Origin of the sequence: Streptomyces chrestomyceticus JCM 4735 (genome assembly GCF_003865135.1) — a bacterium.
GTDB lineage: Bacteria > Actinomycetota > Actinomycetes > Streptomycetales > Streptomycetaceae > Streptomyces > Streptomyces chrestomyceticus.
The window spans coordinates 8905497-8917048 of sequence record NZ_BHZC01000001.1 but is presented as its reverse complement, the minus strand read 5'-3'; the positions used below and the strand labels follow the sequence as shown (position 1 = coordinate 8917048).

General features: G+C 72.8%; 12 protein-coding genes. 10 read left to right on the top strand and 2 right to left on the bottom strand.

Annotated elements, in window-relative coordinates; all coding sequences use genetic code 11:
- The first annotated feature begins 287 nt into the window (after nucleotides 1-287).
- Nucleotides 288-623, top strand: coding sequence for a hypothetical protein (locus EJG53_RS38540; RefSeq protein WP_125048771.1), 336 nt, complete (start codon nucleotides 288-290; stop codon nucleotides 621-623).
- 40 nt (nucleotides 624-663) lie between these two features.
- On the opposite strand, the gene EJG53_RS41365 is transcribed toward EJG53_RS38540, so the two are convergent.
- Together EJG53_RS41365 and EJG53_RS38535 are read right to left on the bottom strand one after the other, a co-directional pair.
- The gene (locus EJG53_RS41365; RefSeq protein WP_167515236.1) at nucleotides 664-822 is read right to left on the bottom strand and encodes a hypothetical protein; all 159 of its coding nucleotides are present in this window, start codon (nucleotides 820-822) and stop codon (nucleotides 664-666) included.
- A gap of 22 nt (nucleotides 823-844) precedes the next feature.
- Complete coding sequence (locus tag EJG53_RS38535) at nucleotides 845-1093, bottom strand: hypothetical protein (RefSeq protein WP_307721713.1); 249 nt, start codon at nucleotides 1091-1093, stop codon at nucleotides 845-847.
- Between the two features lie 268 nt (nucleotides 1094-1361).
- Between EJG53_RS38535 and EJG53_RS38530 the strand changes: the two genes are divergently transcribed.
- From EJG53_RS38530 to EJG53_RS38475, 9 genes are all read left to right on the top strand, one after another.
- The gene (locus EJG53_RS38530; RefSeq protein ID WP_125048770.1) at nucleotides 1362-2156 is read left to right on the top strand and encodes an SDR family NAD(P)-dependent oxidoreductase; all 795 of its coding nucleotides are present in this window, start codon (nucleotides 1362-1364) and stop codon (nucleotides 2154-2156) included.
- Nucleotides 2157-2353: 197 nt separating this feature from the next.
- On the top strand, nucleotides 2354-3664 hold the full coding sequence (locus EJG53_RS38520; RefSeq protein ID WP_125048768.1) for an erythromycin esterase family protein: 1311 nt from the start codon (nucleotides 2354-2356) through the stop codon (nucleotides 3662-3664).
- 95 nt (nucleotides 3665-3759) lie between these two features.
- Complete coding sequence (locus tag EJG53_RS43090) at nucleotides 3760-5034, top strand: helix-turn-helix domain-containing protein (protein ID WP_244955517.1); 1275 nt, start codon at nucleotides 3760-3762, stop codon at nucleotides 5032-5034.
- Between the two features lie 362 nt (nucleotides 5035-5396).
- Nucleotides 5397-6158 (top strand): DeoR/GlpR family DNA-binding transcription regulator, encoded by a 762-nt coding sequence (locus tag EJG53_RS38500; protein ID WP_031000158.1) that lies wholly within the window; start codon nucleotides 5397-5399, stop codon nucleotides 6156-6158.
- A 256-nt stretch (nucleotides 6159-6414) separates the two neighbouring features.
- Entirely contained in the window at nucleotides 6415-7752 is a 1338-nt protein-coding gene (locus EJG53_RS38495) for an ABC transporter substrate-binding protein (RefSeq protein ID WP_167515342.1), read from the top strand.
- Nucleotides 7733-8728, top strand: a complete 996-nt coding sequence (locus tag EJG53_RS38490; protein WP_371858774.1) for a carbohydrate ABC transporter permease — start codon at nucleotides 7733-7735, stop codon at nucleotides 8726-8728. Before EJG53_RS38495 ends, EJG53_RS38490 begins: the two co-directional genes overlap by 20 nt.
- Complete coding sequence (locus EJG53_RS38485; protein WP_125048765.1) at nucleotides 8725-9591, top strand: carbohydrate ABC transporter permease; 867 nt, start codon at nucleotides 8725-8727, stop codon at nucleotides 9589-9591. Before EJG53_RS38490 ends, EJG53_RS38485 begins: the two co-directional genes overlap by 4 nt.
- Complete coding sequence (locus EJG53_RS38480; RefSeq protein ID WP_125048764.1) at nucleotides 9588-10580, top strand: zinc-dependent alcohol dehydrogenase family protein; 993 nt, start codon at nucleotides 9588-9590, stop codon at nucleotides 10578-10580. Before EJG53_RS38485 ends, EJG53_RS38480 begins: the two co-directional genes overlap by 4 nt.
- Before the next feature lie 140 nt (nucleotides 10581-10720).
- Nucleotides 10721-11401: an alpha/beta hydrolase gene (locus EJG53_RS38475; RefSeq protein ID WP_125048763.1), complete on the top strand. Its 681-nt coding sequence runs from the start codon at nucleotides 10721-10723 to the stop codon at nucleotides 11399-11401.
- The last annotated feature ends 151 nt before the right edge of the window (nucleotides 11402-11552 follow it).

Here is an 11552-nt window from a genome sequence, read left to right as displayed (position 1 = left end):
CGCGAGCGGGCTCGTTCGCACCACCGTGTACGGGGCTTCCCCTCCCCGGCCGGAAAGCCCGCCGGGATCAGGGGCGTTGCCGCCGCACCGTCTCAGAGTGAGACAGTCCGCGCCACCGGCGGCGTGCTGTAATTCCCCGTGCGGCCACCCGACTCCGAGCGCCGTACGAGGGCGGGCACGCTACGCCCGGCGCGCGGCCCCGGCACCGGCCCGGCGCGAACGGCCGGGCCGACCGGGGTGGCCGCGGCAGCCCCGGCCGTACCCCGACAGACACCCGAGGACCGCCCATGCCGAGCACGCCGCAGGAGCCGACCGTGACGCCGCGCTGGAACGGACGCCCCCCGCTGTCTGACACGAGCCGGTACCCGGACCCGTACACGCTGCGGCTGACCGAGGCGAACCGGTCCGCGCTCGCCGATCTCTTCGCGGCGCTGGACATGCTGGAGAACCTGATCGGCCAGATCCGGGACCACGCGCACGACACGGTCGCGGGCGCCCACACCTGTCTCGCCCAGTCCCTGCACCAGGTGCAGACCAGCCTGGCGACCGTGGAAGCACTCGACCAACTGAGCCGCCGTCTGCTGCCCCGGCCGGCGCCGCCGCGCGAGAGCGGCAGGGCCTGAGCGGAGCCGCGCCGGAGGCGGGCCGTTCACCGGCCGGCGGTCAGTCCCGGCCCGCGCGGAGCTCGCTCCAGTCCAGGAGTTCGTCGGCCTCGCGCTCCGTCTCCTTGGCCAACTGGCGCACCTGCGCCAGTACGTCGCCGTGCTCCTCGATGAGGCTCTCGTAGATCGGTGGGCCGGCGGGCAGGCGGGCAGCGGTCATGTGGGGTCAGTCCTCGAACCATTCAGCCGCACCGTCCCCCGCCCGCGGCGGGAGTGCGCATGCGGAAACTACAACGACGCCGGAACGGCGGGCGGCGCGCGTGTCGGGCGGCGAGGGGAGGGTCCTCCCGTACGCCTGTGCCGGGCAGCCGGTGCCCGGCCGCGACCAGTGCCGCATCGACATCCTTCGTTCCGGTGGAAAGGCACTGCGAGCGAGCGAGGCCGCACCTCGTCCCACGCGGCTCAGGACTACCGTCCTCAGCGCGCGGCACCCGCGGTGTCCAGTACTGCTCGACGCAGGTTACCCAACACCACCGGGCGCGCCAACAACATCCTTTTTCCCTTTCATCACATGATCGCCTTCATGCATCGCCGCAGCTACCCGCCCTGCGGGACTTCATGCCACTCGGAGGGGGAGATACATCACACGCCTCATGACACACCCCATGTCCCGCGCGCCCCGCACACCGGACGCGCCGCACCCGCGATGCTGGCAGCGGACGTACACGACAGCGACGCACCAGCGAAGGGAGCCCGGACATGCACATCGACCTCTCCGGCCGGACGGCCGTGGTGACGGGATCGTCCCAGGGCATCGGCCACGCCATCGCGACCGGTCTCGCACAGGCGGGCGCGGACGTGGTGCTGACGGGGCGCCACTCCGGGCGGCTCGACGAGGCCGCCGGGCAACTGCGCGACACGGTGCCCGGCGCCACGGTGACCGGTGTCGCGGCCGACCTCACCACCGAGGCCGGCGCGCGGGAACTCCACTCGGCCGTACCGCACACCGACATCCTCGTGAACAACCTCGGCATCTTCGGCGCGCGCCCGGCCCTGGAGATCACGGACGACGAGTGGCGCACCTACTTCGAGACCAATGTGCTCAGTGCCGTCCGGCTGATCCGGCGGTATCTGCCGGGCATGACGGAACGCGGCTGGGGGCGCGTACAGAACATCGCCAGCGACTCCGCGGTCGTGGTGCCCGCCGAGATGATTCATTACGGGATGTCCAAGACGTCGTTGCTGGCCGTCTCGCGGGGCTTCGCCAAGGAGGCCGCCGGGACGGGCGTCACCGTCAACTCGGTCATCGCCGGGCCGACGCACACCGGTGGCGTCGAGGACTTCGTATACCAGTTGGTCGACCGTGATCTTCCGTGGGACGCTGCGCAGCGCGAGTTCATGCGGACGCACCGCCCGCAGTCGCTGCTGCAACGGCTCATCGAGCCCGAGGAGATCGCCAACATGGTCGTGTACCTCAGCTCCCCGCAGGCGTCGGCGACCACGGGCGGCGCGCTGCGCGTCGACGGCGGTTACGTGGACTCGATCCTGCCCTGAGAGCCTGTGTCATACCCCCGGCCGGGCGCCCGCCGCCTGGCACGCACGCTCGCTGTGTTGCCGAAACGCCCACGTAGCTCCGCTACGAAGACGCTCCGGCGCCTTGCGATCGCACGCACCAGACGACGGGCGCTGATCCGACCGGGGTTATGACACAGGCTCTGACCCCGCCGACCGCCGAGGAATGAGCGCCCGAGATGCCCGACACCCACCACGACCGGCAGCAGGCCGCCGACGGCGGAAGCCGGTTCGCCGGCCGGCTCCGCGAGCGGACCGCCGTGCTCCGCACCCTCGACCCCGAGGAGCCGCTGGACGATCTGGAGCCGCTGCGGGCGCTCATCGGTGACGCCCGGGTCGTAGCGCTCGGCGAGAACTCCCATTTCGTCGAGGAGTTCGGCCTGGCCCGCGAACGCGTGCTGCGCTTCCTCGTCCAGCGCTGCGGTTTCACCGCCCTGGCCTTCGAGTTCGGCTTCAGCGAAGGCTTCGCGCTGGACGCGTGGGTCCAAGGGGAAGGCACCGAGGAGGACTTCGCGCGGCAGACCGAGGCGACGATTCCCATCGGGCTGTCGGGGCCGCTGCACTGGCTGCGCCGTTACAACCGGACCGCGACCCTGCCCGTACGGTTCGCCGGTGTCGACGTGCCCGCGGCCGGGGGCTCCCTGCTCCCGGCCCTGGCGCCGGTCGCCGAGTACCTCCGCGAGGTCGATCCGGACGGCCTGCCGCTCGTGCAGGACGCCATGAAGACCGCCGAGCGGTTCGGCGCCGCCTCCATGGCGCTCGCCGCACCCGCCTGGTCCCGGCTGGGCACCGACGAGCAGGACGCCCTGAGCGCGGCGCTGGTGCGGCTGCGTATCCGGCTGCGGGCCATGGAACCGCTGTACGTCGAGCGCGGCGGCCGTCGCGCGTACGACATCGCGCTGCGCCGTGCCGAGGCGGCGTGCCACACCGACCACCAGTTCCGCGCCATGGCCGCGCTGTACGCGGGCGGCGGCTCACCGGCCGACACCTCGTCCCGTGAGGTGTTCATGGCCGACTCGGTCCGGTGGCTCCTGGACCGCGCCGCGCCCGGCACCCGTGTCGTGCTCCCCGCGCACAACGCCCACATCCAGCGGACCCCCGTCTCGTTCGACGGGCGCCTCACGGGGCTCCCCATGGGCCTGCATCTGAGCCACGCACTGGGCGAGGACTACTTCGCCCTCGGTATGACCAGTGTGCGCGGCCGGACCGCCGAGATGCACCTGGACGAGAACACCGCCTTCGGCTTCCGCGTCGAGGACACCGCGCTCGGCACCCCGGAACCCGGCAGCGTCGAGGCCGCCTTCGAGGAGGCCGGGCTCGGGTCCGGCATCGGCCTCGCCGGGCTGCGGGACCTGCGGGGCGCGGACGGCTCCGGCGGTCCCGACCGCATCCGTATGCAGAGCGGCTATCTGCACACCCCCGTGACCGAAGCCTTCGACGGCATCCTGAGCGTCCCGTCCTCCACCGTGGTCGACGACCTCGGCCTCTGAGCGACGCCCTGCCCCGATGCCGGGACAGCGGCCGGGCGCTGGCGGCACAGTGGAAGCCGGTGGCCCATGCGGGGCTCGCCGGGGCGGAGGCCGTCATGACGTACCGGCTGGTGGTGGCACGGGAGGCGCGGAGCCGGCTCAATGCCCTGCGCCGCGACGACGCCCGGGCGGCCCGGCTCGTCGGGGAGGCGGTCACCGCGCTCCTGGAGCAGGGGCCGCGGCTGGGGCCTCCTCTAGTGGTCCCGGTCGGGGCCGACCTGCGGGCGGGCGAGCCGCGGGAGGCCCTGGACTACTGGTACCAGCGCCAGCTCACCCTGCTGACGAAGGTGCGGCGGGCGGTGGCCGAGGCGGCCGCGTGCCGACGTCAACTCGACCACCACACTACCGAGTTGACGAAGCAGGCCCGACGGCTGGCCGACCTGGGAGCGCAGGCCGCCGCGTCGGGCCGGGGAGACCTCGCGCGGGAGGCGAAGGACCACTGGTCGGCGGTGCGGCACCAGCAGGTGCTGCTGGGAGAAGCGCGCGCCGACGTCCGCGAGCGGGAGGCGGCCCTCCTCGGGATCAGCCGGCGGGTGCAGAACCAGGTCGACCTCTTCCGGTCCCGCAGAGCAGGGGTAGAGGCGGTCCAGCGGGCCGGGCGCGCCCAGCAGGGCGCCCACGAGGCGTGCTGTGAAGCGGACGGGGCGGCCGACGCGGACGCGGCTCCGTGCGCCGCCGCGGACGGCGCGGTCGCCAAGGCCCGGGCGGTTGCCTGCGACATGGTCACCGAGGCCGAGCGGCTGGAGCGTGCGGTCGAGGAGCCGCTGGGGGCCCGGCCGTCGGAGACGGAGCTGTACGAGCTGCGGCTCCGCGCGCTGACGGGGCGGGACCTGCGGGTGCTGTGCACCGTCGAGACCGGGAAAGCCGCCGGGGGCACCGGAGCCGCCGAGGCCGTGGCACTGCTCGCCGTGGCCGCGGACCGTACGCAGTGGTGGGAGTGGTACGAGTACGCCCTGCCGCTGGCCCGCAAGCGCCTGGCCAGGCGGGAATCGGCGGGCCGGGGGCCCGGCGCGGAGGACGAGAACTTCTGCGGCGGCGGGAACCTCCTCCGCGACTGGTACCCCGGCCGGGACGAGGACCGGCACCGCGGCGCGGCGTCGCTCATGGCGCGGAACCGGGGGCAGCGGCTGGCGTCGGTGCGCCGCCACCGGGGGCTGACGCAGGAGCAGGTCGCCGCACGGATGGGCGTTCCGGCCGCCCGGGTGGCGGCGGTCGAGGAGGGCGAACCGGGCGCCGTGGAGGTGTGCACCCTGGCGGCCTATGTGGCGGCGCTGAGCGGCCGGCTGGAGATCGTCGCGGAATTCGACACGGAGCGGCTGGTCTTGGGCTGAGGCCCCGGGCGGCCGTGGGTGGTGTTGGGCGGTCTTGGGTGGCCTGGGCGGTCGTGGGTGGTGCTGGACGGTCCTGGACCGTTCTTGGCGGTACGTCGTGGACCGGATCCGGTGCGTCCGCTCACCGGGGCCGGTGGCCGCGTACCGGAGAACGGGCGCGCGGAGGAGGCGAACGGGCCGGTCCGGGGTGCCGTGGCCCGTGACAGCGGAGTCGAAGCGGGCCGAAGCGGGCGGGTTTTGCGCCATGACGGGCATCGGAATGCGCCCTTCTGCTTGCTATAAACCTGGTGCCGGGCAGAAACGGGCAGGACGATGACCGAACGGAACGCCGTGGAACCGAGGGAACCGAGCAGGAGTGCGCCGTGAGAGCCGAGGAACGCCAGCACCGCATCCTCGTGCTGGCCCGCCAGGCCGGCCGGGTGGACGTCACGGACGTCGCCGGGGAGTTCGGGGTGGCGCGCGAGACCGTCCGGCGGGACCTGAGCGAACTGGAGCGGCGCGGCCTGGTCCGGCGGACCCACGGGGCCGCGTACCCGGTGGAGAGCGCGGGGTTCGAGACGACGCTGGCCCGGCGGGAGACCCAGCAGGTGGCGGAGAAGCGGCGGATCGCGGCGGCCGCCGCGCAGCTCGTCGGCGAGGCCGAGACCGTGTTCGTCGACGAGGGGTACACGCCGGAGCTGCTGGCGATGCTGCTGCCCACCGACCGGCCGCTGACGGTGGTGACCTCCTCGCTGCGCACCGCGTCGCTGGTCTCCGCGTCCGACACGACCACCGTGCTGCTGCTCGGCGGCCGGGTGCGGTCCGGCACGCAGGCCGCGGTGGGTTCCTGGGCGCGGGACATGCTCGCCGGGTTCGTCATCGACCTGGCGTTCCTCGGCGCGAACGGGGTGTCGCGGGAACACGGCCTGACCACCCCCGACCCGGCCGTCGCCGATGTGAAGGCGCAGGCCGTGCGGTCGTCGCGGCGGCGGGTGCTGATCGGGGTGCACAGCAAGTTCGGGGCGAGCAGTTTCTGCCGGTTCGCGGCCGTACGGGATCTGGACACGATCGTCACGGACACCGGGCTCTCCGCCCCTGAGGCCCACCGCTACACCCTGCTGGGCCCGCAGGTCCTGCGGGTCTGACGACAGCACGCGCACACACATCACCCACACCACGCGCGAGGAGCACGTGCCGTCCCGTACAGGCGTGCGCTCCGGGCGCGCGGTCCGCCGTGCGCGCGGACCCGCGCTGCCGCGCGTCCCGGGCCGCACCGTCCGGTGCGTTCCCGGCCTTTCCCCACAGCCCCCAGCAGAGAGGTGTCGAGCCGTGCGAGCACGATCTCCCGGAAGGACCGGCCGGCCACGGCGGTCCTTCCCACCGGCCGGACGGCGTGGCCCGCTGGGCCTGGCGGCCGTCGTGGTGGCCGTCTCCCTGGCCCTCGGGGGCTGTTACCGGGGCGCCGGTGCCCTCGGCAACGAGGGCCGCGACACGATCAACGTCCTGATGGTGAACAACCCGCAGATGGCGGACCTGCAACGGCTGACCGCCGAGCACTTCACCAAGAGCACCGGCATCAAGGTCAACTACACCGTGCTGCCCGAGGACGACCTGCGCGACAAGATGAGCCAGGACTTCTCCAGCCAGGCCGGCCAGTACGACGTGGCCAGCCTCAGCAACTACGAGACGCCCATCTACGCCCGCAACGGCTGGCTGACCCCGCTCGGCGACCGGGCCGCGCGGGACACCCGGTACGACCAGGCGGACCTGCTCGCCCCCGTACGGAAGTCGCTGACCGCCGCCGACGGGAAGATCTACGCGCAGCCGTTCTACGGGGAGTCGTCGTTCCTGATGTACCGCAAGGACGTGCTGCGGAACCTGGGGCTGACGATGCCCGAGAAGCCGACCTGGAAGCAGGTCGCGGCGCTCGCCGCGAAGCTCGACGGCGCGCGCCCGGGTATGAAGGGCATCTGCCTGCGCGGGCAGCCCGGCTGGGGCCAGCTCGCGGCGCCGCTGACCTCGGTGGTGAACACCTTCGGCGGCACCTGGTTCACCAAGGACTGGCAGGCCCGGGTGAACAGCCCGGAGTTCACGGCCGCCACCCGTTTCTACGTTGGGCTGCTGCGCACGCACGGGCAGGCGGGCGCCCCGCAGGCCGGGTACACCGAGTGCCTGAACGACATGCAGCAGGGCAAGGTCGCCATGTGGTACGACGCGACCGCCGGCGCCGGTTCGCTGGAGAGCGGCGAGTCCAAGGTCGCCGGGAAGGTCGGCTACGCGCCCGCGCCGGTCGAGCGGACGGCGAGTTCGGGCTGGCTCTACACCTGGGCGTGGGGCGTGCAGAAGGCGAGCACCCACCAGGACGCGGCCTGGAAGTTCATCTCCTGGGCCTCCGGGAAGGACTACGAGCGGCTGGTGGGCGAGCAGTTGGGCTGGTCGAAGGTACCGGCCGGCAAGCGCGCCTCCACGTACCGCGACCCCGAGTACCTGCGGCACAGCGGGGCGTTCGCCGCCGCGACGAAGAACGCGATCAGCTCGGCCCGGCCCGACGATCCCGGGGTGCAGCCGCGGCCCGCGCCCGGCATCCAGTTCGTCGGCATCCCCGAGTTCTCCGACCTGGGCACCAAGGTCTCGCACGAGGTCAGTTCGGCGATCGCGGGACGGCAGAGCGTGTCCGAGGCGCTCGACAAGGGCCAGCGGCTGGCAGAGGAGGTGGCCCGTGCCTACCAAGAGCGCTGAGACGCACAACGAGCCGGACGGCCGGGGCGGCACCCGGCGGCCGAGCAGTGCGGAGCACCCTCGCCGGGACGCGGGAACCGCCCGGCGTGCCGCGGGCTGGGCCCGCCGCGCCCCGCTGCTGCCCGCCCTGGTCTTCCTGGTCGTGGTGACCCAGCTCCCCTTCGTCGCCACCGTCGTCATCTCCTTCACCCGGTGGAACGCGCTGGCCCCCGACAACAAGGGCTTCGCGGCCTTCGACAACTACAAGGCCGTCTTCACCGATCCCGCGATGCGCTCGGCCATCTGGACGACGGTCCTGCTGACCGTGACCGTCGTCCTGGTCAGCCTCGTCCTGGGTCTCGGCCTCGCCCTGCTGCTGGACCGCGAGTTCTGGGGACGCGGCGTCGTCCGTACGATGCTGATCACCCCGTTCCTGGTGGTGCCGGTCGCCGCCGCGCTGCTGTGGAAGCACGCGCTCTACAACGCCTCGTACGGGCTGATCAACGGCACGCTGACCTGGATATGGAAGCTGTTCGGCAGCGCCGACCCACCGCAGCCGGACTGGATGACCGCCTCGCCGCTGGCGGCGGTCGAGGTGGCGCTGATCTGGCAGTGGACGCCGTTCATGATGCTGATCCTGCTGGCCGGACTGCAGAGCCGGCCCGCCGACGCGGTCGAGGCGGCCCGGGTCGACGGCGCCTCCGCCTTCGACGTGTTCCGCTACCTCACCCTCCCCCACCTGCGCCGCTATCTGGAGCTGGCCGCGCTGCTGGGCACCATCTACGTGGTGCAGAACTTCGACGCGGTGTTCACCATCACCTCGGGCGGCCTGGGCACCGCCAACCTCCCGTACACCATCTACCAGACCTTCTACCAGGCCCACGACTACGGACGGGCCTCCGCGCAAGGCGTCGTGGTCGTCGTCTGCTCCCTGCTGGTGGCGACCTTCGCGCTGCGCACCGTCTCGTCCCTGCTCCGTGAGGAGGTCACCCGATGAGCGCGAGTACGGTACGGGGCGTCGCGCCCGCCGAACGGCGACGGCGGCGCACCGGAAGCCTGCTGGGCCTGGCGGCCTGGCTCTGCGGCATCGCCTTCTTCCTGCCGGTGGCGTGGATGGTGCTCACCTCCTTCCACAGCGAGACGGACGCGGCCACCAACCCGCCGAGCGTCGGCGCCGGGCTGACGCTGCACGGCTACCGCGAGTTCTTCGGCGCCGGCACCGGCGTCAGCCCCTGGCCGCCGCTGCTCAACTCGCTGACGGCGTCGGTGGCCTCCACCCTGCTGGTGCTGGTGCTCGCCGTCCCGGCGGCGTACGCGCTCTCCATCAAGCCGGTGCGCAAGTGGAGCGACGTCCTGTTCTTCTTCCTGTCCACCAAGATGCTGCCGCTGGTGGCCGGGCTGCTGCCGGTCTACCTGATCGCGCAGAACACCCGGATGCTCGACAACATCTGGCTGCTCGTCATCCTCTACACCTCGATGAACCTGCCGATCGCGGTGTGGATGATGCGGTCGTTCCTGGCCGAGGTGCCGGTGGAGATGCTGGAGGCGGCCTCCATCGACGGCGCCGGGCTGCCGACGACGCTGGTGCGCATCGTCGCGCCGGTCGCGCTGCCCGGCATCGCGGCCACCGCGCTGATCTCGTTCATCTTCAGTTGGAACGAGTTGCTGTTCGCCCGGGTGCTCACCGGCATCGTCGCCGGGACCTCACCGGTCTTCCTGACCGGGTTCGTGACCAGCCAGGGCCTGTTCCTGGCGAAGGTGTGCGCCGCCGCCACCGTGATCTCCCTGCCGGTGCTCGCCGCCGGGTTCGCCGCCCAGGACAAGCTCGTCCAGGGCCTCTCGCTAGGAGCCGTGAAATGAAGGCCGCAGTCATCAGCGCCCCGGGCCGCGTCGAGGTCACCACCGTGGATGATCCGGCGCCCGGGCCGCGGGAGGTCGTCGTGGACGTCGCGGGCTGCGGGCTGTGCGGTACCGATCTGCACATCCTCCAGGGCGAGTTCGCGCCGACGCTGCCCGTGGTGCCCGGACACGAGTTCGCCGGTACGGTCGTCGCCGCCGGCGGCGAGGTCACCGGGCTGGCCGAGGGCGACCGGGTCGCCGTGGACCCCTCCCTGTACTGCTACGCGTGCCACTACTGCCGCATCGGCCGCAACAACCTGTGCGAACGGTGGGCCGCCATCGGGGTGACCACGGCGGGCGGCGCCGCCGAGTTCGCCGTCGCACCGGCCGCCAACTGCGTCAAGCTGCCGGAGCACGTACGGACCGAGGACGCGGCGCTCATCGAGCCGCTCTCCTGCGCCGTACGGGGCTACGACATCCTGCGCTCCCAGCAGTTCGGCACCCATGTGCTGATCTACGGCTCCGGCACGATGGGGCTGATGATGCTCGAACTCGCCAAGCACACCGGGGCGGCGGGCGTCGACATCGTCGACGTCAATCCGCAGCGGCTGGCCACCGCGCGGCAACTGGGGTGCAGCAACGCGGCGGGCTCGGCCGACGAGCTGGACCGGCCGCGCGGCTGGGACGTGGTCATCGACGCCACCGGCAACGAGCGCGCCATCCAGGACGCACTGGGCCGCGTCGGCAAGGGCGGCACGTTCCTGCAGTTCGGCGTCTCCGACTACGCGGCGCGCGCCGTGATCGAGCCGTACCGGATCTACAACCAGGAGATCACCATCACCGGCTCGATGGCCGTCCTGCACAGCTACGAACGGGCCGCCGAGCTCTTCGCCGCGGGCGTCCTGGACCCGGAGGTCTTCATCAGCGACCGTCTGCCGCTGGACCGGTACGCGGAGGCGCTGGACCGCTTCAAGGCGGGCCAGGGCCGGAAGATCCTGGTCACGCCCTGACCGGAGGGCCCGGGGCACGCCCCGGAGCCGGCGTCGCCGTCCCGGCGCCGGGCCGTTGTCAGACCCCTGCGGCATGATGCGGTGGTGGGCCCGGAACGCCGTCGGGGCGGGCCGGCCCACCGCGCTCAAGGGGGATGAGCATGGCGAGCGAGAAGTGTTACGTCCTGATCCCGGGGGCCGGGGGCGTTCCCTGGCACTGGCACCGGGTGGCGGCCGAACTGCGACGCCACGGCCATGACGTGGTCGCGGTGGACCTGCCGAACGACGATCCGGCGGCGGGTCTGGCGGAGTACGCCGACGCGGTGGTCCGGGCCGCCCGCGGCCGTACGGGGGTCGTCCTCGTCGCCCATTCGCTCGGCGGGTTCACCGCGCCGCTGGTGTGCGGGCGGATACCGGTGGAGCGGATGGTGCTGGTGGCGGCGATGCCGCCGGCGCCCGGCGAGGCACCGGGCGAGTGGTGGGAGAACACCGGCCACGGCGCGGCGCTGGCCGAGCGGGAGCGGCTGGACGGCGGCCCGCCGGACGAGGACGCGCTCTTCTACCACGACGTACCGCCGGAGCTGGCGGCCGAGGCGCGGTCCCGGGAGCGCGCGCAGTCCGGCGGACCCTTCGGCCGTCCGTGGCCGCTCGCCCGCTGGCCGGAGACCCCGACCTCCTTCCTGCTCTGCCGCGACGACCGGTTCCTGCCCGCGGCGTGGCTGCGGGGCCTGGTGCGGGAGCGGCTGGGCATCGAGCCGGAGGAGATGGACGGCGGCCACGTCCCGCTCCTCAGTCGTCCTCGGGAGCTGGCGGAGCGGGTGATGCGGTTGAGCGGAGGCTGAACCGGGGCCGGGGCCGGGGTTGAGATCTGGCCGGGGTCGAGGCAGGGGTCGGGGCTGGGGCTGGGGCCGGTCCGAGGCCGAAGGGGCGGGAGGTCGGGAGATCGGAGGCGCAGTGGTGCGGTCCGGCCCGGGGCGGGGTGGCCTGCCTGGC